This is a genomic window from Methylocystis sp. WRRC1 (genome assembly GCF_020733155.1).
Taxonomy (GTDB): domain Bacteria; phylum Pseudomonadota; class Alphaproteobacteria; order Rhizobiales; family Beijerinckiaceae; genus Methylocystis.
Map to the genome: position 1 here is coordinate 3,717,006 of NZ_JAJFZJ010000001.1, position 22,419 is coordinate 3,739,424.

A 22,419-nucleotide genomic window follows, 5' to 3' on the forward strand; every position below is an offset into this window, starting at 1 on the left:
GATCGCCATGGAGCGGCAGATTGCGGTTGTCGTCCTGATTGTGCTCGCCGTCGCGGGTGTGATGTACGCCTTCGTCTATCCCTATCTTTCGGGCGAGATCAAAGCGCAAAAGCGCACGGCCGCGCTGACTTCTGGCAGAAGCGAGCGCGGCGCCGTCGCGGGGAGGGGAACAGTCGATCCCGCGAAGCGCCGCAAGATGATTGCCGAAAGCCTGAAGGAGGTTGAGAACCAGAACAAGAAGAAAAAGCTCACGCTCGAACAGCGCATCATGCAGGCGGGCCTCACCTGGACGCCGCAGGTTTTTCTCATCGGTTCTGTCGCGTTCGGTCTGCTTGTCGCCTTTTTCCTGTTCGTGGTGAATGGCGACATCATGGTGGTGATTGGCGGGGCTGCGGTTGGGATTTTCGGCCTGCCCAACTGGCTGCTGTCGTTTCTGCGCAAGCGCCGCATATCGAAATTCATCGAGGAGTTTCCAGGCTCCATCGATGTAATCATTCGCGGCGTGAAGGCGGGCTTGCCGGTGGCGGATTGCTTTCGCGTGATCGCGAGCGAAGGGCAGGAGCCGGTTCGCGGCGAGTTCCGACGTATCATCGAGTCCCAGGCGATCGGACTTTCTGTCGGCGAGGCGGTGGAGCGTTTCGCCGAGCGCGTGCCGGTGCCGGAAGCCTCCTTTTTCTCCATCGTGATCAATATTCAGCAGAAGTCGGGCGGCAATCTGTCGGAAGCGCTCGGCAATCTTTCGCGCGTGCTGCGTGATCGCAAGAAAATGAAGGGGAAGGTGAAGGCGATGTCGTCAGAGGCCAAGGCGTCAGCGGGCATTATCGGCAGTCTGCCGTTCCTTGTCGGCGGGGCCGTCTATCTCACGACGCCTTCGTACATGATGGTGCTCTTCACCACCAACATCGGAAAAATCATCATCGCCTGCGGATTGCTGTGGATGGCGATCGGCGTCTTCATCATGCGCAAGATGATCAACTTTGATATCTGACGCGGAGCAGATCGGCACAATCGCGAGAGCGGGCGGCGAGAGGCGAGACGGATGAATGAGATTATCGAAAAATTGGCCGACGGTCGATTCATCGTCAGCATACTGACGGCGATCGCGGTTATTGCGACGATCCTGACGATCGCCATGCCGCTGCTCAACACGGACACTCTGTCGCGGCGAATGAAAAGTGTTTCGAGCGAGCGCGAGCGCATTCGTCAGCGCGAACGCGCGCTGGCGAAAACGCAGGGCAAGGCGCTTCGTCAGGAGCCGAAATTCTATATGAAGAATGTCGTCGACAGGTTCTCCCTGTCGAAATGGCTCAATACTGATGACGCGAAGCTGAAGCTTGCGTCCGCCGGTTTTCGCGGGCCGCAGGCGGAAGTGGCCTTTCTGTTCTTTCGTCTCGTGACGCCGATCGCCTTTCTGTTTTTTGCGCTTTTCTACCTTTACTTCCTCGACGATTCCGACATGAGCAGCCTGCTCAAGACGATGATCGTCATCGGCGCCACCTATCTCGGCGTGAAGGCTCCGGAGCTGTTCATCAGCAACACCATCACCAACAGGCAGACGTCGATGCGCCGCGCTTTTCCGGATGCGCTCGATCTGATGCTGATTTGCGTCGAATCCGGCATGTCGATCGAGCATGCCTTCCGCAAGGTCGGTTCTGAAATCGGCGTGCAGTCGATTCCGCTGGCCGAGGAATTTGCGCTCGCCACGGCCGAACTCTCCTATCTTCCCGACCGGCGCACGGCCTATCTCAATCTCGCCGCGCGCACGGGCCTCGAGTCGGTGAAGCAGATTTCGACCGTGCTCATTCAGGCGGAAAAATACGGCACGCCGCTCGGTCAGGCGTTGCGCATCACCGCGCAGGAAAGCCGCGACATGCGCATGATGGAAGCGGAGAAGAAAGCCGCCGCCCTGCCGCCGAAGCTGACGGTTCCGATGATTGTCTTCTTCCTGCCGGTGCTGATGGTCGTCGTGCTGTCGCCGGCGGCGATCCAGGTGATGCAGTCGGCGTCCTGATTGTGATCGGGGGGCGCTCGACAAGTCGGGCGCCTTCGGTCATGAGAAGGCATGATGCAGAAGATCATCCAGGATGTTCGCGCCTGCCTGCAATTTTATTCGCGCCTGCCGGTCACGGGTGCGAATGACGCGCATAACGCGCCCGATTTTTCGCGCGTCGGCTGGGCGGCGCCGATCGCTGGCGCAATCATCGGCGGCATTGGCGGCGCGGTAATACTCGTTGCGCAGCCGTTGCATCTCCCGACTACCGTTACAGCGGCCTGCGCTGTGGCAGCCCTCGCACTCACGACCGGCGCGTTGCATGAGGATGGCCTCGCCGATCTCGCAGACGGTTTCGGCGGCGGCAAGGATCGCGAAGCAAAGCTCGCCATCATGCGCGACAGCCGGCTCGGCTCCTATGGGGGTCTTGCGCTGTGTCTTTCGACGATGCTTCGGGTTTTTGCGCTGGCGGCGATCATCGAACGCGGCGCGGTGCTCGCATTCTTTGCGCTTCTGGCCGCGGGCGCGTTTTCGCGCACGGCGGGATTGGCGCCGATGCTTGTCGCGGCGCCCGCACGCGCAGACGGGGCGGGGGCGTCTTCAGCGCCTCCGTCGTCCGATATGATCCGGCGGGCCTTCGTCGTGGCGGCAGCGCTGGCGCTATGCCCTCTGGCTGCGGGCGCGTCTGTCGCGCAAATCGTCGCCTCTCAACTAGCTGCGATTATTGTCACGGTCGCGCTCACGAAATTGGCGCAGCGTCAGATCGGCGGTTTTACGGGAGACGTGCTCGGCGCCGCGCAGCAGGTGTCGGAAATCGCAATTTTGGTCGCTTTGTCCGCGCGCTGACGCCCGCGCGTCACGACGCCGGCGCGGGCTCGCTCATGCGCGCCATCGCGGCGCGCACCTCGCCGACCGCGTCGAGTAGAACCTCGACGCCCGCGCCGGGCCTGACCGCTTCGAGCGCGAGGCGCCTGCGATAGGATCGGGCGCCCGGCAACCCTGCGAACAGCCCGAGCAAATGCCGCGTGATGGACGACAGTCTTTCGCCCTTGCTCAGTTCACGCTCGATGTAGGGGAGGAACGCCTCCACCGCCTGAAAGCAATCTGCGAGCGGCGAGGGCGCGTCGAACAGCTCGGCATCGACTTGCAGCAGCAGCGCGGGGTCATGGTAGGCGGCGCGGCCAACCATCACGCCATCGACTTCCGTTAGTTGCTCGCGCATTTGGGCGAGGGTCGCGATGCCGCCGTTGATGGCGATGGGCGTCGCGGGCAGCGCGCGCTTGAGGCGGTGCACGAGCGCATAGTCGAGGGGCGGAATGTCGCGGTTCTCCTTCGGCGACAGGCCTTGGAGCCACGCCTTGCGCGCATGGACGATCAACCCATCCACGCCAGCCTCGACGCATCGCTCCGCAATGTCGAACAGGGCGCGTTCGGGCTCCTGATCGTCGACGCCGATGCGGCATTTCACGGTGACGGGCAGGGCGACAGCGTCCTTCATCGCCTTCACGCAGTCGGCGACGAGCGCCGGACGCTGCATGAGGCATGCGCCGAAAGCGCCGTTCTGCACGCGGTCGGACGGGCAGCCGACATTGAGATTGACCTCGGCATAGCCGAATTCCTCGACGATCCGCGCGGCGCGGCCGAGATCGGCGGGCTCGGACCCGCCAAGCTGAAAGGCGACCGGGTGCTCGAAGGCGTCGAAGCCCATCAGTCGCAGGCGGTCGCCGTGGATGACGGCGCCGGTGGTGAGCATCTCTGTGTAAAGCCGCGCGCGCCGCGACAGCAGACGATGGAAATAGCGGCAATGCCGATCGGTCCAATCCATCATGGGCGCGACGGAAAAGCGTATGTCTTCGGGGCGTATCATCGGGAATTGGGGCTCTCGTGGCGCTCTTGCCTTTGCTGGCAACGTGCCGTACGAACCCCGTAAAATGCAAGCAAATCATGCGCCGTGCGCCGGGGATCGGGATGACGCCGAAGGAAAAAATCGACGCATTTCTGCGCGCCGAGCTCGACAAGGAGCAGGCGCTGACCGATCCGCGCGTGAGGTTTCTGGCGGGCAAGGCGCGCGAACTCTACTGGACGCTGTCGCGGCTGGTTGGGCTGAGCTGCCTGCATGACGGGCGTTGGCGCAGGCCGGGGCAGGCGGAGGCCGAGAGCCTGCGGCCCGTGCTCGATGGCGATATTCCGGCGCCGCCCGAACAGGGTCGGCTTCTCATCGATGTGACGGCGACGCATCGTTACCGCAAGCACACTGGCGTTCAACGCGTGGTGCGGGAGATCGCGCGCGCCTGCGTCGAAAGCGGAAGCGGGCTGCCGGTGTTCATCGAAGACGGGCGCCTCTACTCTCATTTCAGACATCAGCGATTGCCCGACGAAGTCATGATGGGCGCGGGAGACAAGCTCCTGCTGCTCGACTCGGGTTGGGGATTTTTCGACGAATATCCGCCGCTCATGGAAAATGCACGCGTGGCGGGCGCGCGTGTCGTCGGCTGTCTCTATGACATCATTCCCCTGCTTTATCCGAACGCGGCCGAGTCGGCGAATGGTCGATCCTTCGCGGTCTGGTTCGAGACCGTGCTGATGAAATGCGATGCGCTGATGTGCATCTCAAAAAGCGTTGCCGATGATCTTGTCGGTCATTTGCGGGATACGGGCCGGGAGGCGCCTGCAAATATGCAAATCGGCTGGTGGCCGCTCGGCGCGGATTTTCGCGCGCCGCCGGATGCGACGCCATCGGCGCGGGCCCGCGAAATCACGGCGTCGCCGACGCCATATTTCATGAGCGTCGGCACGCTGGAGCCGCGTAAGGCCTATCCTGTGGCGCTCGCGGCCTTCGAGAAATTATGGGCCGACGGTCGCGACCTGCGTTATGTGATCGTCGGCAGGCCGGGATGGAACACTCGCGCCTTGCAGCGTCGCATACGCAGGCATGCGGAATATGGGCGCCGCCTCATCTGGCTCGACAATGCGAGCGACGCGGATCTGTTTCATCTTTATCGCCATGCGCGCGCTCTCGTCTTTCCTTCCTTCGCGGAGGGATTCGGCATGCCACTCGTCGAGGCTGCGCATCATGGCGCGAGGGTGATTGCTAGCGACATTCCTGTCTTCCGCGAAATTGGCGGCGATCACGTGACCTACTTTCCGCTGCTCGACGCTGCGGCGCTTGCGGAGCGGATCGGGGAGGCGCAGGCGGTCGCGAACGCCGTGCAACCGACAAAAGTCGCCAACTGGCGCGAGTCGGCCGCAATACTTGCAGATATTGTTCGCAACGCAAAATATCAGATCGACGCCGCCACATTGCAAAACGCCATGCGCGCCCCCGCATCCGAACTCAATTGACGAAAGAGCCCGTCGCGCGGCCGCAGGCGTGCAGATTGCTTCCGTTCCTTCTCTCCATTAATCTTTTTATCGAAGCAAATGGCCGATCGGGCCAGGGGAACGGTTTGGGAATGAGGGCGGCGCGCTTATGAAGCCAACACTATCCATAAGCATTCCGATCTATAATTTCGCCAAATTCGTTCCGGAGACGCTCGACTCCATTCTCGGGCAGGATGGCGCGAGCAAGGTCGAGATCGTCATTCTCGACGGCGCGTCGACCGACAACACCGCCGAGGTCATCGAAGGATACAGAGCCCGCCACGGCGCCATAAGATACGTCCGCATGCCGCAGAAGGGCGGCATCGATCGCGACATGGCGCATTCCGTGACGCATGCGACGGGAGATTACGTCTGGCTCTTCAGCGGCGACGACTGGATGTTGCCCGGCGCGCTGTCCAAGGCGCTGGAACAAATCAAAAGCGGCGATGATCTTTATCTCACGCGGCACATGGAATGGATCGACGACCGTTCGGAATGGATCGAATGGCCGACCGTCAATGTTGCGACAGACACCGTTTTCCATCTTTCGGACCCGGCTCAGCGCCGCGACTATTTCAGCAAGGCCGTGAATACGGAAGCCTTCTTCAGCTTCATCGGCGGGCTGATCGTGAAGCGGGCGACATGGGAGCGCGTGCCGCTGAACGAGAATTTCGTCGGGGGCTGCTGGGCGCATGCGGCGCGGCTGTGCGAGCTCATGTCCGGCGGGCTTACTGTAAAGACGCTGACGGAGCCCTATCTGAAGCGCCGTCCCGACAATGACTCATTCGCCAATCGTGGGCTGGTGAATCGCTTCCGCATCGCCATCGACGGTTATCACCAGATTGCGGACGAGATTTTCGGCCACGACAGTTTTGAAGCGCTGCAAATGCGCCGCGCCGTGCGCAGCGAGTATCATCCGCTGGTGATGTTGCTCGGCAAATATCTCTGCGCCATCGATCCCGAGCATGAGGACAGGAAGCTCATGGATCGCCTTCTGCGCAAGACCTATTGCGATCGCTCGATGGAGGCGCTGCGCACGCGGATCAGCTATGCGCTGATGACGCCCGCGCGTTTTCGCCGCCAGCAACCCGAGCTGTGCCGGAAATTCGACCGGTTGAAGGCGGAGCTTCGTGGACAGGCAGGCGCCTGAGCGCCTCACAGTCCAAGCATCGACCTGATGCGGGCCCACAGCGATCGCTGCGCCTCTAGGGCTTTCATCTCGACATAGACGTCATTGGGTTCGAGGCGCTTCCATAGCCCGTAGCCGCGGCTGCGCATGTAGTCGACATACTCATCCTTCTTGAAGAGATTCTCGAGGATGATGACGCGGGGCTGAAATTTCTCGATCGAGAAGCCGCGCATGACGCTGAGCTCCCAGCCTTCGACATCGACGGCGACAATGTCGACCGTTTTCACGTCCGGCTCATGCTCGGCGAGGATCGTGTCGAGGCGGCGGACCTTCACCGGAATCTTGCGGACCTGCGTGTTGTTCTTCACCGTATCGTAAAGCTCGGAAAATTCGTTCTGGATTCCGAGCGAGGAGAAGGACTCGAAGGAAACATTGCCGCCCTGATATTCGGCCCCTTTCGAGTCGACGACGAAGAATTCCACGTCGTCGAGATCTGCGTCGCTGCAGGCGTATTCATGAACTTCGTAGCCGAGGTCGCGATGCAGCTTGCAAAATTCGGGATTGGGCTCGACGGAGATCACTTTCCATCCGAGCTTGCGAAAGCTCGCGCTCACGGAAAGATAGTCCGGTCGCGCCGCGCCGATTTCGACGAAGACGCCCGGCTCCTTCTTGTCCTTGAAAAATGTTTCGCGGACCTCCCGGTCGACGTCCATCTCGGCGGCCATGGCCTTCTACTCCGGTAATCTAGTTTTTCGAGAACCAGCGCTTGATGGCTGACATTGGTCTGATCGTCGTCATCTTGTCCGCCGCGGCGGCCTTCTTGCCGCCGCGCTGAGCGTCTGCGAGCATCTCGCGCCAGACGGGCGTGACATTGGCGCGACGCACGGACGCCGCGTCGAGCTTGCGGAAGACGAAGCCGGCGAAACCATATTGCGAACCTTCATATTCGAAATCCTCGACGCCTTCCGCCCAGCGGGGAGGATCGACGAGGACGCAGTCGCCGATCGCCGGCATCAGGCGGTCGCAGATGTCGCGGGTCGTGTAGAGGCGGAAGTCGACGATCGGCTTGTTGGCGCCGGGCTTCCATTTTTCCGCGAAATCGACGGTAAGCACCGCCAGGCCGCCGGGGCGCAAAAATTCGCTGATGATGCGCACGAACTGCTCGTCGTCGGCGACATGCTCGAGCACCGAGACGCTCACGACGAGATCGTAGGAGCCAAGCTGCGCCTTCGGCGAGACGTAGAAGTCCTGCAGCGTCATGCCGTTGACGTTGGGGTCGATCTCGTCGATGCGATAACCCATGTTGCGCAGGGATTCGACGGCGGTGTCCTCGAAGGAGCCGGCTGCGAGGATGCGGGCGTTGGGATGGTCGGCGAGAAAACGCTTGCAGACGTCGAGCCCGAAAGCCTGCTGGATATTCGCGCGCTCGATCTTTCGCGCGATCATTTCCGGCGCGTATCTGGCGAGATCCGCCAGCGCTTCGGTGTAGGCGGCGCGCGAGCGATCGTCGAGGATCTTGTTATAGCCTCGTCCATCCGGCGTCGTACGCGCCGCTTTCGTCGAACCTATCGCTTCGAGGATAGAGAGGTTCCACTCTTTCGCGGCCGCCTCCGGCAGCGCTTCGGCGCGCGCTGCGTCGAGCATCCTGGTGTCGCCCGCTGCGATGTCGGCGAGCTTGCGATCCTCGATGAACACCGATGGATTCAGATGGAACAGATTGCGGAACATCGACGTTCGCGTGAGCGCGAAGGGCCTGCCTGACGCCAGCGCGAAATCCACGCAGCTCGAGATGCCGGTCGAAGGAGAGTCTTCGTAGAGGAATGCGTTGATCGTGTTCTCGCCGAGGAATTTGACGATGTCGGCGTTGCTCCAGAAATGATGCGTGATTTCAAGTTCGACGCCGGGCTTGGTGATGGCGGTGCGGCACTTGTCGACCACCGCCTTCATCATGGTGTCGGGAAGGAGCGACGGATCGTCGTGAACCGGCATGTTGATGCGGATTCTGGCGCGATCGAATTCGGCGTTCACCATTGCGCAGAGCCGGTCGAATCCCTTGGTCGGCGTCGCAAAGCCGAAGGAGCCGACCGTGAAGATTTCCGGCGGCGCCGGCGGCGTCGCGGGATTGACGGGCAGGAAACGCGGCGCGCGAAGGATACGCGGATTGCGCGCGACGAGCGTGGGATCGAGACAGATGAGGAAATCGAAGGGCGCGGGATCGGCCGCGTCCGCGATCTCCTGGCTCACCTGATGCAGCAGGCCGAAGAGCGGCGCATTGCCCAGCTCCCTCACCGGCGCGCCGGCCAGCCAGGGCATGGTGTAGGGGTGATGATTGAAGAGGATCGCGTCCGGCCCCATTTTGGCGACGACGGCCTTCAATTCATCGAAGCTCGAACATTCGCAATAGGACCACGCGATTTCCTTCGCCCGCGACAACGTCTCGAACAGATTGCGTCCGAACTGGAATACGCCGCAATGTTCGCCCTTGTGGGATACGATTAGGCCGCGTGTCATGAGGTTCTTTCTGTTCCTGGCTGCGTGAGCGCTGGGGCTCAGACGATCTCGATTTCAGGGAAGGGGAAGATCATCTTGCCGCCGCCGGCGAGATATTCCTGTTCGCGCTGCAGGATGCCGTCCTTGAAGTGCCAGGGCAGGACAAGGAAATAGTCCGGTTTCATGGCGCGCGCTTCGGCCTCCGAGATGATCGGAATATGCGTGCCGGGCGTGAAGCAGCCGAACTTGTCCGGATTGACTTCGGCGATCGCCTCGACGAGGTCGGGGCCGAGACCGCAGAACTGCAGCACGACATTGCCCTTCGTGGAGGCGCCGTAGCCTAACACGCGCTTGCCGTCGTCCTTCAGCGCCTGCAGGAGGCGGCGCAGGTCTTCCCGGTGGCGGAAGACGCGCTCCTCGAAATCGCGGTAGGGGCGCGGCGTGTGAAGCCCCATGCGTTCTTCCTGCTCCAGCAGCCAGTCGATGACCGCGAGATTGCGCTTATGCGGCGCGCCGCGATGACCCGCGGTGACGGCGAAGCTGCCGCCGTTGATCGCATTCATTTGCACGTCGAGGATCTGCAGATCGGCGGCGTCGAGAATGGTCTTGATGACGCCGAGCGAATAATATTCGACGTGCTCGTGGCAGATCGTGTCATAGGAGGTGAGACGCAGCATCGACGGCATGTAGCTCTGCTCGAAATGCCAGACGCCGTCGGGCGCCAGCGCCTTCGCGATCTCCCGCGCGAACCAGATCGGGTCTTCGAGATCGTAGAACATCGCGATCGACGTGATGACCTTCGCGCGATTGGTCCCGAATTTCTCGAAATTCTTCGAGGAGAAGAAATCCGGCACGAGCTTGATGTCGTCGGGATAATACTGGCGGAACTTCTCGCCCGTCGGGTCGATGCCGATACGCGTCAGGCCTTGCGTCTTGTAAGCCTTGAGAGAGGTGGCGTCGTTGGAGCCGATGTCGAGAACCACGTCGCCGGGCTTGAGATCCGCAAGCTTTTCGAGATTGCCGATCTTCTGCGTGAGATGGCGCACCATCGACTGGTTGAGGCCGGAGCGGTAGCCGTAATTCTCGCCATACATCTCGTCCGGCTCATAGACATGGGCGAGTTGCAGCAGGCCGGAGTCCGGGCACCAGACGAGCTCCAGAGGTCCGACAGTCACGGGCGTTTCCCGCGACGTCGGGAACACGCCGGTCAATGCCTGGTCGCCCAGCGACAGGACGGAAATGAGATTCGTGGAGCCGCTGATCCGGCACTTGGTGATTTTCTTGGTCATTGTCCAACCCCGGGGACGGAATCTAGCAGCCGACGAATGGCGTTTTCATGTGCGCGTTCATGGGCCGAAGTCGGCGGATAAGTCAATTGGCCGGCCTTTAGAACGGATGGTACTGGAACATCCAGTATTCCGAGAGAATCGTGTCGCCATTCTTCAGATAGAGGCGCATCTCGACGGGCTCGGTCCCCTCGACCGTCAGGTCGAATTGCGCGCGCCAGTGGCCGGGCACGTCGTCGAAGACGGCCTCCGTGAAGATGTAGGAGAAGGTTCCGCGCGAAGCCCAGAGCACTGGCTCCGGCTTCACGCCGGAAGGTAGCTTCGTCAGCGGCTCGCCGAGGAACTCCACCATGAATTTACGCACGCCCTTGGGGCGCGGGCGGCCGGGTTGGCCGCCATTGCCGAGCCGCGTGGCGACGCAGCGCGCGAGCGGGGTCGGATAGGGCTCGTCGGCGAGCCAGTGCAGGCGATAGGAGTATTCGAACGTCGCGCCCGGAACGGCCGGTTTTTCGGGAACCCACATTGCGACGATATTGTCGTGGATTTCGTCGTCCGTCGGAATTTCGATCAGATGGATCGCGCCCTTTCCCCAGTCGCCCTTGGGCTCGATCCACACGCTCGGGCGGCGGTCGTAGAACACGCCGTCGAGATAATGGTCGAAATTGCGGTCGCGCTGCATCAGGCCAAAGCCCCTGGGATTATTGTCCATGAAGGCCGAGGCCATCACGCGGCCGGGGTTGTTGAGCGGACGCCAGAGCCGCTCGCCGGACCCGGTCCACATGCTGAGGCCGTCCGAATCATGCACCTCGGGGCGCCAGTCGATCGCGGTGGGTTTTACCGTCTCCGAGAACCAGTACATCGAAGTGAGCGGCGCAATGCCGAAGCGCGTGAAGGCGCCGCGCAGATAGAGCGCGCAGTCGATGTCCATCACGACGCCCTTGCCGCGCGTCATCAGGAACCTGTAGGCGCCGACGATCGAGGGGCCTTCGAGCAGCGCGTGCAGCACCACGCCGTCCCCGGTCTCCGGCCCGATATAGATTTGGGTGAAGTCGGGGAATTCCTCGTTGGCGCCCGCCTGCCAGGTGTCGAGCGCAACGCCGCGGGCCGACATGCCGTATTGCCGCAACTCGCCGATGGCCCGGAAATAGGAGGCGCCGAGGAAGGCGATCCAGTCGTTCTTCTTCCAGTCGAGCGGGCCGTCCTTCGACTCCTGGATGCGGAATCCGGCAAATCCCGCCCCCTGCGGCAGCCGCCGCGCGATGGAGTCGGCGGGCATGTTGAAATAGACCGGATCGTAAAGGACTTCACGCGCCTCGCCGTTCTCGACGACATGGATGCCCACAGCCTTCTTGAAGAACATGCCGAGGTGGAAGAATTCGATCGGGAAGCGCTCCTTCGTGTCCGCGAAGAGCGCGTGATCGGTGTTGTAGGTGATATGCCCCCATTTCTCGTAGTCGATCTGCGAGGTGATCTCGGGGGAGGGGATATTGGGCTGGCGGTAGGGCTCCCTGACGAGCCTTTGGGCTTGCTGCTTCAGCGCCTCGAAAGAAAAGGGTTGCGCGTCGCCGAGCTTGACGTTGGAGATCTGTGTCGCCGCTTCGCCCGGGCCGGCCCCCACGGCGCCCAACGCGCTGGTCGCCGCCGCGACCTTGAGGAAGGAACGGCGATCCTGATTGTCGATCATCTCGAAATCCCTGCCGAAACCCCGAATATATACGGCTCCCTACGCGCGCCCGACCCATGGCCGCAAGCGTTGCGTGACGCGGGACGAACGAAAATCTCAGCCGCGGATCGGCTCGTTTCGGATAGCTGTCCGCATGAAGAAATACAGGCCGACGAGGCCGAGGACCGAGAAAAGCGCCTCGAGCCCGCGACTCACCATCGGGTCGAGCTGAAACAGGCCGCCCAAGGCCCAGCCCGCGGCCCAGGAGGCGCCGACGAGTTCCGTTCCCACGAGGATCGCAACCGCGACCAGCGTGGAAAGATGCAGGAAGTTGATCGGCTTCTGGCTCATGGCGTGCTCTCGAGCTTGGCTCTCGGAGGGGACGCGGCCGGGCCGCGCTTCGCTTGCAGTGGTGCTATATCAAAGGACAACCCAAGGCAATACCGGCCCCGGGGGCGGGGCCGGCGGCGGGGGCGCGGCGGCTACTGCGTCAGCCGGGCCGACTGCACGGCCTGTTCGAACATCTTCTTCATCGCGTCGGCGATGCCCTCGGGCGTGTCCGCCATGAAGTAGAAATTCGGCGAGGCGCAGGCCCGCATCGCCCCCGAGAGATTCGGGACGGCGTCATTGGCCTTGAACTCCTGGGCGGCGGCGAAGGGCTTGGGGTTGGTGAAGGTCGGATAGGGAATCTCCAGCACCGAGACGGTGATTCCGCGCGCTTTCAGCACGTTGCAGAGAGTCGGGTCCATGGCGCGGATCGAGACGGTCTGGCCGGGCGGCGTCGGATAGGGCGTCACCCCCGGCCAGGTGCCTGTCGCGCTGACGAAGGACTGGCTGTTCTGCATGCCGTCTGAGACGAAGAAGACGAAAGGTTGCGGCCTGGACGCGCCGGAGCCGTCGCCGACGCTCGGGATCTTGACGTTGATGTCCTGGAAGATGTTGTGGATATGCGAGCCGCCGGCGCCCATCGGCGTGACGTCCGCCGGGATGTTCGGATTGGCCTTGTAATTCGGGTTCAGGTCGCGGGCGAACACCCAGTCCTTGCCCGCGTCGAGCAGCCTGCCGAAATCGGTGGTCCGCGTCGCCGGGTCGTAGTTGATCGCCGACTCGACCGAATATTGGTCGCCGCGCAGATTGTCGGTGAGATCGACGAAAGCGTTGGCGTGGGTCACGAAAGGATATACGCCGACGCGATACTGCTTGGTCAGCGTCGCCGTGTCCTTGGCCTTCTCCATGAGCTGCGCGACGGCCGCGCCGACCGCGTCGATGCGCAGTTGAATATTGTTGGCGCGCGAGACGTTGTAGCCCTGCGACCCGGCGAAGTGACAGGCGAAGCGGCAGCCGGTCGGATATTGCGCGAGGTCGTCCGGGTTCTTCGCCGCGAGCGCGGCCTCGCCGGCGGGAGTCGAGGGCAGGCCCATGGAGCCGGACACGTCGAGCAGCAGGTAGAAGTCGAGGAACTTCGCCATGGTCAGCTGCGCCCCCGCGCCGCCATTGTAGTTCATCAGCTTGACGCCCGCGATCCTGCCGAAGTTCGACGGCATGGCGGCGTTGTAGGCGACATTGGCCGTCACTTCCTGACCCTTGATCTGCACGTCGATCGCCGGCTTGCCGAGGAGATCCGCAGCGCGTTTGCCGGCCTGGGCGTAGAAGGACTTTTCGGCCTGCGACATCGCCGCCGCGATGGCCTGCGGCCTGGGGTTCGGGTTCGTCGCCGAGAGTTCGGCGATCGTGGTCTGCGCGGTCTTGATCGCGGCGAGGGCGGCGGCGTCGGCCGAGGCGTCGAGCCGCGACTTGGCCGCCTGCACGATCGCGTAATCGGCCGCGAGGCCGGAGGCCAGCACCAGCGGAATGACCGCAAGGCCCATGATGATGGCGACGCCGCCCTTGTCGTCGCGGGTAAAACCGGCGATTTTTCCGAAATGACTCATGGCACGCTCTCAGGAACAGGTTGTGACAAGGGTGTCGCCGCCGGCCACCGCATAGGACAGGGTTGAGACGTAGCGCGGCTGCAGATAGCTGGAGCGGCGGATCGTTACGCCGCCGAAGATCTTCTCGGCGAAGAGCGGCTTGTAGGTGTAAGCGAGATCCACGACGATGATCGAATTCGGCCCGAAGGCGTCGGTCGGCAGCGTCGTCGGGCTCGGCGTGGCGTTGTTGGGCGCCGGCGTCAGCGGCGTGTTGCAGGGGCGGCGCGACGTGCCGCCGCTCCAGCCGACCTTCGCCTGATAGGTGCAACTCGCGACGCAGCCCGGCGCGGTCGGCGTGAAACCGACGGTCGTCATAGAGACCGAAATGTCGTCGCTCCATTTATGGCCCTGACGGGCGCTGTCCTGAAGCACGCGCGGGAAAAGCACCATCACGGAATCCCGCGCGGCTTTCAGGTCGACCGGCTCGACGCGGGTCGTTTGAGACAACATCTGGGCGATGGAGTGCGCCGTATTCTCGAGCTGGCGCCCGGCCCAGGCGTAGCGATCGAGCTCGATGAAGCCGAGCAGCATGAGGCCGAGCACCGGAAGCGCGAGGCCGAATTCGACCGCCGCGAAGCCGCGGGCGTCGCGCAGGAGATTCTTGTTCATCGGCAAGGCGTCGCGCGTCATGTCAGCACCCGACGTTGGAGGTGGGGAAGGGTTCGTTCTTGAACGTCGCCGTCGACTGGACGAGCCGGGTCTTGCGGCCCTTGTAGGTCGTGCTGCTGGGGAAAATCAGCGCGGTGGTGAGCAGCGGCGCGGGATAGGCGGCGCGGATCACCACATATTTTTTCGCGCCGCCGACGCAGTAGGCGTTCTTCGAGTTGTCGAGCTGCGGAGGCTTCAGTCCGCTCTTCGTCGCATTGACGAAACTGCCGTAGTCCGGCGTGTCGAAGGCCTGCACGTCGACATAGAGATCGGCGCAATTCATGATTGCCGGCAGTTTGGGGCACATGATCTTCGTGCGGAACTGATTGGCGTCGAGCGCCTTGCCGCCGACCGACTGGTTCTGCACATAGCCCGTCATGATCTGGCGCGACGCCTGCTGCACGACGGCGTCGAGGCGCGACTGGGCGAAATTGCCGTAGCTGTATTCGAGGATGGCGACGATCAGCAGGAGAAACGGCAGGGCGATCAGGCCGAATTCGACCGCCGCGAAGCCACGGGAATCATGAATCAAATTGGCGCAATTGCGCGGAGACGGACCGGCGAGGCGCCGGAAGGAACTGTTAACGTGTCCGATCATTTTACCCGCTCGTCTGTCAACAGGCGGCGCCGCTAATGGCGGCGCCTTCGCTGGTTTTCCGCCGGTTTCAGCCCCGCCGAGGCGCGGCTGAGACACAGCTTGTGACGTGCGAGAGTGTTAGCGTTTCCTTAACGAATCCTTCCGCCGATATTTGAAACTTCGAGACAATTGAAACTAGTTTTGACGCATCTGCCCTTAAGGTTAAGTCCGGCGGCGCCGCGCGGGACCCGCAGGCAGGCGCTGTGTCGACAAATATGTATACATTTTCAATGGTTTGCCTAGCCCGATCCGGGTAGCTTGCTTGCGCCGATCCGCGCGAGCGGCCAGGGTCCGGACGCCTGTAGCGATCTCGCCATTTTCTGTTGAAACGCGCTACCGGACGCCGCTGTCGCAACGGATTGTGATTTCCGTAAAGGCTCCGGGCGCCACGACAATCGGCTCATTGCTCTGGCAGCGCGGCAGGATGGTCGTGGAGCGAATCTGATAGCGTCCGGGCGGCAGCGCGATTTCGAACCGGCCCTCGGCGTTCGAGGAAAACCTCCAGCTGCGCCGGGACCCCGCAACTCTCTCCACTATCAGAGAAGCGGCGAACTTCCTCTCGGCGCATCCCGGCTCGGGCGGAAAGGACTCGGCGCCGCAACGAGGTCCCAGGGTGACGAGCCCGCGAATTCCCTGCGCGCCGGGCTGGGCCGCCATCGCCGTCGTCGTGACCGCCGCAAAAGCAAGGGCGAGCGCGGCACGGAAACGACGGCCTGAAAACATGACCTTCTCCTAGAACGGAATATCGTCGTCGAGCTGGTCGGAGAGCCGGCCGGCGGGGGCTGACGGGCGCCGCTCGGCGGGGGCCCGCTCCATTGGCGACGAGCGTCCAAAGGAGCCGCCGCCGCTCTGGCCGTAGCCGCCGCCCTCATAGTCGCCCTCGCCGCGGCCGCCGCCCTTGCTGTCGAGGAGGGTCATCTCGCCCCTGAAGCGCGGCACGACGACCTCGGTCACCTTGCGCTGATTGCCGTCCTTGTCCGTATATTCGCGGGTCTGCAGCTGGCCTTCGAGATAGATCTTGGCGCCCTTGCGGCAATATTGCTCGGCGATCTTGCCCAGCGCCTCGTTGAAGATCTGGACATTGTGCCACTCGGTGCGGTCCTTGCGTTCGCCGGTCGCCTTGTCGCGCCAGGACTCGGTCGTTGCGAGCGAGAAGGAAACGACGCGGTCGCCGGAAGGAAAGGTCCGCACCTCGGGGTCGCGGCCCAGATTGCCGACCAGAATGACCTTGTTGACGCTGCCCGCCATGACTCTCTCCAATTGCTGAGATGCGCGGCACTCTAGTCCAATCGAGGACAATCTGGCGCACGCCCGCGCCTTGTCCACAGATCATCCATGCGCAGCGCCCTTGCACAGCCGATATGTTCTTTTTTTGTTCTAGCAGCCCGGGTCTGGCGGCGCAAGCGCGTCATTCTGTCGAGACGGCGGTTTCCACGTCCGACGGGTCTATCCGCCGTTTCAGCCCTTCCTGCAGCTTGTCGCGGTCCAGCTCGCCCTCCCAGGCGGAAACGACGATTGTCGCCACGCCATTGCCGATGAAATTGGTCAGCGCGCGGCACTCCGCCATGAATTTGTCTATGCCGAGCACCAGCGACATGCCCGGCGCGAGCTGCGGATCGACGGCGGCGAGCGTCGCGGCGAGGGTGACGAAGCCCGCCCCGGAGACCCCGCTCGCGCCCTTGGAGGTCAGCATGGCGACGACGAGGATCGTCGCCTGATGCGCGAAATCCAGCTCGACGCCCATCGCCCGCGCTATGAACAGCGTCGTCAGCGTCATGTAGATGTTCGTGCCGTCGAGATTGAAGGAATAGCCGGTCGGCACGACCAGCCCGACGACCGGCTTGGAGCAGCCGAGCCGCTCCAGCTTCTCCATCAGCGGGGGCAGGGCGCTCTCGGATGAAGAAGTGCCGAGAACGATGAGGATTTCATCCTTCAGATAGGCAAGCAGCCGAAAGATGTTGAAGCCGACAGCCGCGGCGATGAGCCCAAGCACGACGGCGATGAAAAGCGCCGCCGTCAGATAGAAGGAGCCGATCAGTCCCGCGAGCGACAGCAATGCGGCGGAGCCATATTTGCCGACCGTATAGGCCATGGCCCCGAAGGCGCCGATGGGCGCGGCTTTCATCACGATGGCGATGACGCCGAACATGGCGTGGCCGGCGTCGTCGACGAATGTGCGCATACCCCGGCCGCGCTCGCCCAGCGTCAGCAGCGCGAAGCCGAACAGCAGGGAGAAGAGCAGCACCTGCAATATTTCTCCCCTGGCGAAGGCGCCGATCGCGCTGTCGGGGATGATGTCGAGAACGAAATCCACGCCGCTGCGCTTTGCGGCGAGTTCCGTATATTTCGTGATCGCCGAGGGGTCCGGCTTGCCGGCGAAGCCCGCGCCGGCTTTCAGAATATTGCCGACGAGAAGGCCGATGACGAGGGCGAAAGTCGAGACAATCTCGAAATAAATCAGCGCTTTGACCCCAACGCGGCCGACTTTTCTGGCGTCCTCTATGTGCGCGACGCCCGAGACGACCGTGCAGAAGATGATCGGCGCGATCACCATCTTGATGAGCTTGATGAAACCGTCGCCGAGCGCCTTCACCCATTCCTGCGCGGCGGTCTGGGGCGCCAGCCAGCCGAACAGCGCGCCGAGCAGAATGGCGACAAGCACCTGGACATAGAGGTGGTGGTGGAGGGGCTTTTTCGCCGGGGCGGTGGACTGCGCTGTCATGGCGCCGCTGATAGGCCCGGCGGGACGACAGGGCAACTGCAAGCAAGGTGGATTTGCGGCGCGGTCCGTGGCAGGAAAGGCGCAGGCGTCGGGCGCCGGCGCCGATCATGCAAGTTCTCAAGACATGGCGAGCAGCACAAGGAAATCCGCCCAGGCGGTGGAGAAGGTTTTTTCCGACTCGAAGACCATCGCCATTCGTGGCGCGCGCGAGCACAATCTCAAGAATGTCGATCTGACGATCCCGCGCGACAAATTCGTGGTGTTCACGGGCCTGTCCGGTTCGGGCAAGTCATCGCTCGCCTTCGACACGATCTACGCCGAGGGGCAGCGCCGTTACGTCGAGTCGCTCTCCGCATACGCCCGGCAGTTTCTGGAGATGATGCAGAAGCCGGACGTCGACCAGATCGACGGGCTCTCGCCGGCCATTTCCATCGAGCAGAAGACGACATCGAAAAATCCGCGCTCCACCGTCGGCACGGTGACGGAAATTCACGATTACATGCGCCTCCTGTGGGCGCGCGTCGGCGTTCCTTATTCGCCGGCGACGGGACTGCCCATCGAGAGCCAGACCGTCTCGCAGATGGTCGACCGCGTGCTGGCTCTGCCGGAAGGTTCGCGGCTCTATCTGCTCGCGCCCGTCGTGCGCGGCCGCAAGGGCGAATACAAAAAGGAGATCGCGGAATATGCGCGGCGCGGCTTCCAGCGCCTCAAGATCGACGGGGCTTTTTGCGAGATCGCCGACGCGCCGCCGCTCGACAAGAAACTGAAGCATGACATCGACGTGGTGGTGGACCGCATCGTCGTGCGCAAGGACATGTCTGCGCGGCTTGCCGACAGTTTCGAAATGGCGCTCGATCTGTCACAGGGCCTCGCGGTGATCGAATTCGCGGACAACAAGTCGGGCGAGACAGCGAAGACGCTCGCGCCGGCGCCGGCGTCGGCCGCCAATGTCTCGACGCATTATGCGCCCGGACACATCCTGTTCTCGTCGAAGTTCGCTTGCCCCGTTTCCGGTTTCACCATCCCCGAGATCGAGCCGCGTCTCTTCTCCTTCAACAATCCTTTCGGCGCCTGTCCGACCTGCGGCGGCATCGGCCATGAGCAGAAGGTCGACGCCGATCTCGTCGTGCCCAATCCGCGGCTGACCTTGCGCAAGGGCGCCGTCGCCCCTTGGGCGAAATCCACCTCGCCCTATTACATGCAGACGCTGGAGGCGCTCGGCAGGCATTACAAATTCCGCCTCGACACGCCGTGGGAGGATCTGCCCGAGAAGGCGAAGAACGTCATTCTCTTCGGTTCGGGCAAGGAGGAGATCAAATTCTCCTATGACGACAGTTTCCGCGCCTATGACGTGAAGAAGCCGTTCGAGGGCGTCGTCATCAATCTGGAGCGGCGCTATCTCGAAACCGACAGCGAATGGGCGCGCGAGGAGATTGGGCGTTTCATGTCGGCGACGCCATGTCTCGCCTGCGAAGGCTTTCGCCTGAAGCCGGAGGCGCTCGCGGTGAAGATCGCCGGCAAGCATATCGGCGAAGTGTCGGAGCTTTCGGTGCGCATGGCGCTCGACTGGTTCTCGAAGCTGCCGGGCGAACTCGACAAGAAGCGCAATGAGATCGCCTTTCGCATCCTCAAGGAAATCCGCGACCGGCTCACCTTCCTCGTCGACGTCGGTCTCGATTATCTGACGCTTTCGCGCAACTCCGGCACGCTGTCGGGTGGCGAGAGCCAGCGAATCCGTCTTGCCTCGCAGATCGGCTCGGGTCTGACCGGCGTGCTTTACGTGCTCGACGAGCCGTCGATCGGCCTGCATCAGCGCGACAATGACCGGCTGCTCGACACGCTGCGCCGGCTGCGCAATCTCGGCAACAGCGTCATCGTCGTGGAGCATGACGAGGACGCGATCCTCGCGGCCGATTATGTCGTCGATGTCGGCCCCGGCGCGGGCATCCATGGCGGCAAGATCGTCGCGCAGGGCACGCCGCAGGAGATCATGGACAATCCTGCCTCGCTTACGGGGCAATATCTCACCGGCGCGAAGCAGGTGCGGCTCGCGCACAAACTTCGCCAGCCGACGCCGGGCCGCTGGCTGAAGCTCTTCGGCGCGCGCGGCAACAATCTCAAGAATGTCACCGCGCAAATTCCGCTCGGGCTGTTCACGGCCGTCACCGGCGTTTCCGGGGGCGGCAAGTCGACGCTCGTCATCGAGACGCTCTACAAGGCCGTCGCGCGACGCCTCAACAATGCGCATGAGGTTCCGGCGCCGCATGACCGGCTCGAAGGTCTGGAGCATATCGACAAGATCATCGACATCGACCAGTCGCCGATCGGCCGCACGCCGCGTTCAAACCCCGCGACCTATACGGGCGCCTTCACGCCGATCCGCGAATGGTTCGCAGGGCTGCCGGAGGCCAAGGCGCGCGGCTACGCGCCGGGGCGCTTCTCCTTCAATGTGAAGGGCGGACGCTGCGAGGCCTGCCAGGGCGACGGCGTCATCAAGATCGAGATGCACTTCCTGCCGGACGTCTATGTCACCTGCGACGTCTGCAAGGGCAAGCGCTACGACCGCGAAACGCTGGAAGTGAAGTATCGCGAAAAGTCCATCGCCGACGTGCTCGACATGACGGTGGAGGAGGCGGCCAATCTGTTCAAGGCCGTCCCGGCGATCCGCGACAAGATGGAGACCCTGAAGCGCGTCGGGCTCGATTACATCCATGTCGGGCAGCAGGCGACGACGCTTTCGGGCGGCGAGGCGCAGCGCGTGAAGCTTTCAAAAGAACTGTCGCGCCGCTCGACCGGCCGCACGCTCTATATCCTCGACGAGCCGACGACCGGACTTCATTTCCATGACGTCGCCAAACTCCTGGAAGTGCTGCACGAGCTGGTGGAGCAGGGCAATACGGTGGTGGTGATCGAGCATAATCTCGAAGTCATCAAGACGGCGGACTGGATCATCGACATGGGTCCGGAGGGCGGCGACGGCGGCGGCGAGATCGTGGCGGCGGGTCCGCCCTCGGAGATCATCAAGGAAAAGCGCAGCCACACGGGCCGCTATCTGGCCGAGGCGATGGCGCGGCGGCCCGCGCCGACGACAAAGGGCGACAAGACCAAAACTCCCACGAAGCGCGGCGCGAAGGCGGTTTGAGGTTGAGTCTTCCTTAACCATGCGCAAATTACTAAAGCGGAGCAATTTGCGCGAACAGCACACTCGCGGCGTCAATCATGACCTTCGAACAGCCGATGCCCGCGGGGGGGCGCCTGGTCGTCAACTATGCCGCAATCGTCAATGCGATGCTATTGCTGCTGGTGTCGCTCGGGTCGTTCACCTTCATCGAGCCGTCGCCTTACGACCTCGTCCTTGTGGCGTTCTTCGGCGTCTGGCTGCTAAGCGGCTTTCGGGTTCACAGTAGCATCATTCCACTGGCGGCGCTGGTCGTCCTCGGCAATCTGATGTCTTTCATTTCAATCATACCGTGGTTTCACGTGGATGATTCCTTTATCTACTGGGCGCAATCGCTTTATCTCTCCATCACCGTCATTTTTTTCGCGGTCCTGTTCGGGGAGGACGGACTCAGGCGATCCGATCTACTTTTGCGGGGCTATCTGATCAGTTGCATCGTCGCGGCGGTGGTTGGCGTCATCGGCTGGCTGGATATTGGCGGTACGGCCGTCTATTTCAGCCCGGAAGGGCGCGCGATGGGTCCGTTCAAGGATCCTAACGTCTTCGGTTCGTATCTGATCGCCGGCTATCTGTTCCTCCTCCAGCGGATGTTGCTTGGGCTAACGAAGGGCGTGATCGGCGTCACCCTGTCGCTGGCGACGATCCTTCTGCTGCTCTCGGGCGTCTTTCTTTCGTTCTCGCGCGGCTCATGGGGCGCCGCCGCGACGGCGACGGTTCTGATGTCCGCCATGACTTATTACATCGCCGAGGGGGCGGGGGCCCGGCGTCGGCTCGTCGTCATCTTTGCGATCGTGGTAGCTGCAGCCGTCGCGGCCTTGCTTGTCGCGCTCTCAATCGAGCAGGTACGCGACGTCTTTCTCGTGCGCGCGTCGTTGAGCCAGGATTATGATGTGGGCGAGACAGGCAGGTTCGGCAACCAGTTGCGGTCGCTGCCGATGCTGCTCGAGCTTCCTTTCGGCATGGGGCCGTTGCGGTTCAGATCCTTCTTCGGCCTTGATCCGCACAATTCATATATCGGCGCCTTCGCCAACGCCGGATGGCTTGGGGGCTTCGCCTTCCTTTTCCTCATCGGCGTGAGCACATTTGTCGGCTTTCGCCTGTGCTTCGCGCCGTCGCCGTTCCGTCGCAACGCGCAAGTGGTGTTCATCGCGTTATTGATGTTTTTCCTGCAGGGCTTCCAGATCGACATCGACCACTGGCGCTTCGTCTATCTGCTGATGGGCGGCGTCTGGGGTCTGGAAGCCGCACGACTGCGCTGGCTGGAGAAAGTTTCCGCGCAAGAGCAGGACACGCCGCCGGCGCGGGCGTGAAGGGAAAGTCCGCCGCTGTGGTTCCAGATGAAAAGA

At 62.7% G+C, this 22,419-nt stretch carries 19 protein-coding genes; 7 read left to right on the forward strand and 12 right to left on the reverse strand.

What is annotated here, in order from left to right:
• The first annotated feature begins 7 nt into the window (after positions 1–7).
• Genes LG047_RS18200 through cobS form a run of 3 tightly spaced genes read left to right on the forward strand, consistent with a single transcriptional unit; the run spans position 8 to position 2,836 of the window.
• Positions 8–988 (forward strand): type II secretion system F family protein, encoded by a 981-nt coding sequence (locus LG047_RS18200; RefSeq protein WP_227968094.1) that lies wholly within the window; start codon positions 8–10, stop codon positions 986–988.
• Between the two features lie 51 nt (positions 989–1,039).
• Complete coding sequence (locus LG047_RS18205; RefSeq protein WP_036280510.1) at positions 1,040–2,011, forward strand: type II secretion system F family protein; 972 nt, start codon at positions 1,040–1,042, stop codon at positions 2,009–2,011.
• A 51-nt stretch (positions 2,012–2,062) separates the two neighbouring features.
• Positions 2,063–2,836, forward strand: coding sequence for an adenosylcobinamide-GDP ribazoletransferase (cobS, locus tag LG047_RS18210; protein WP_227968095.1), 774 nt, complete (start codon positions 2,063–2,065; stop codon positions 2,834–2,836).
• A gap of 10 nt (positions 2,837–2,846) precedes the next feature.
• Here cobS and dusA read toward each other — a convergent pair whose 3' ends face one another.
• Positions 2,847–3,857, reverse strand: a complete 1,011-nt coding sequence (gene dusA / locus LG047_RS18215) for a tRNA dihydrouridine(20/20a) synthase DusA (protein ID WP_227968096.1) — start codon at positions 3,855–3,857, stop codon at positions 2,847–2,849.
• 101 nt (positions 3,858–3,958) lie between these two features.
• Between dusA and LG047_RS18220 the strand changes: the two genes are divergently transcribed.
• A complete protein-coding gene (locus LG047_RS18220) occupies positions 3,959–5,332 on the forward strand; it encodes a glycosyltransferase family 1 protein (protein WP_227968097.1) in 1,374 nt (457 codons plus the stop codon).
• A gap of 127 nt (positions 5,333–5,459) precedes the next feature.
• Complete coding sequence (locus tag LG047_RS18225) at positions 5,460–6,500, forward strand: glycosyltransferase family 2 protein (RefSeq protein WP_227968098.1); 1,041 nt, start codon at positions 5,460–5,462, stop codon at positions 6,498–6,500.
• 5 nt (positions 6,501–6,505) lie between these two features.
• Here the strand turns inward: LG047_RS18225 and LG047_RS18230 are convergent, their stop codons facing one another.
• The 11 genes from LG047_RS18230 to LG047_RS18280 form a co-directional block, all read right to left on the reverse strand.
• On the reverse strand, positions 6,506–7,204 hold the full coding sequence (locus LG047_RS18230) for an FkbM family methyltransferase (RefSeq protein ID WP_227968099.1): 699 nt from the start codon (positions 7,202–7,204) through the stop codon (positions 6,506–6,508).
• 19 nt (positions 7,205–7,223) lie between these two features.
• Positions 7,224–8,990 (reverse strand): methyltransferase domain-containing protein, encoded by a 1,767-nt coding sequence (locus LG047_RS18235; protein ID WP_227968100.1) that lies wholly within the window; start codon positions 8,988–8,990, stop codon positions 7,224–7,226.
• 38 nt (positions 8,991–9,028) lie between these two features.
• Positions 9,029–10,258: a class I SAM-dependent methyltransferase gene (locus tag LG047_RS18240; protein ID WP_036280689.1), complete on the reverse strand. Its 1,230-nt coding sequence runs from the start codon at positions 10,256–10,258 to the stop codon at positions 9,029–9,031.
• 97 nt (positions 10,259–10,355) lie between these two features.
• Positions 10,356–11,939: a glucan biosynthesis protein gene (locus LG047_RS18245; RefSeq protein ID WP_227968101.1), complete on the reverse strand. Its 1,584-nt coding sequence runs from the start codon at positions 11,937–11,939 to the stop codon at positions 10,356–10,358.
• 96 nt (positions 11,940–12,035) lie between these two features.
• A complete protein-coding gene (locus LG047_RS18250; RefSeq protein ID WP_036280693.1) occupies positions 12,036–12,269 on the reverse strand; it encodes a hypothetical protein in 234 nt (77 codons plus the stop codon).
• A gap of 131 nt (positions 12,270–12,400) precedes the next feature.
• Positions 12,401–13,849 (reverse strand): pilus assembly protein TadG-related protein, encoded by a 1,449-nt coding sequence (locus LG047_RS18255; protein ID WP_227968102.1) that lies wholly within the window; start codon positions 13,847–13,849, stop codon positions 12,401–12,403.
• A gap of 9 nt (positions 13,850–13,858) precedes the next feature.
• On the reverse strand, positions 13,859–14,518 hold the full coding sequence (locus tag LG047_RS18260; RefSeq protein ID WP_227968103.1) for a TadE/TadG family type IV pilus assembly protein: 660 nt from the start codon (positions 14,516–14,518) through the stop codon (positions 13,859–13,861).
• A gap of 1 nt (position 14,519) precedes the next feature.
• Positions 14,520–15,134, reverse strand: a complete 615-nt coding sequence (locus LG047_RS18265; protein ID WP_227968104.1) for a TadE/TadG family type IV pilus assembly protein — start codon at positions 15,132–15,134, stop codon at positions 14,520–14,522.
• Between the two features lie 372 nt (positions 15,135–15,506).
• Positions 15,507–15,896, reverse strand: a complete 390-nt coding sequence (locus LG047_RS18270) for a hypothetical protein (protein ID WP_227968105.1) — start codon at positions 15,894–15,896, stop codon at positions 15,507–15,509.
• 9 nt (positions 15,897–15,905) lie between these two features.
• Complete coding sequence (ssb, locus tag LG047_RS18275; protein WP_036280735.1) at positions 15,906–16,421, reverse strand: single-stranded DNA-binding protein; 516 nt, start codon at positions 16,419–16,421, stop codon at positions 15,906–15,908.
• A 160-nt stretch (positions 16,422–16,581) separates the two neighbouring features.
• Positions 16,582–17,895, reverse strand: coding sequence for a dicarboxylate/amino acid:cation symporter (locus tag LG047_RS18280; protein ID WP_227968106.1), 1,314 nt, complete (start codon positions 17,893–17,895; stop codon positions 16,582–16,584).
• A 124-nt stretch (positions 17,896–18,019) separates the two neighbouring features.
• On the opposite strand from LG047_RS18280, the gene uvrA reads away from it, so the two are divergent.
• Both uvrA and LG047_RS18290 read left to right on the forward strand, forming a co-directional pair.
• Positions 18,020–21,037 carry an excinuclease ABC subunit UvrA gene (gene uvrA / locus LG047_RS18285; RefSeq protein WP_227968107.1) on the forward strand — a complete coding sequence of 1,006 codons (3,018 nt, stop codon included), beginning with the start codon at positions 18,020–18,022 and terminating at the stop codon, positions 21,035–21,037.
• Positions 21,038–21,114: 77 nt separating this feature from the next.
• Positions 21,115–22,383 carry a hypothetical protein gene (locus tag LG047_RS18290; RefSeq protein WP_227968108.1) on the forward strand — a complete coding sequence of 423 codons (1,269 nt, stop codon included), beginning with the start codon at positions 21,115–21,117 and terminating at the stop codon, positions 22,381–22,383.
• The last annotated feature ends 36 nt before the right edge of the window (positions 22,384–22,419 follow it).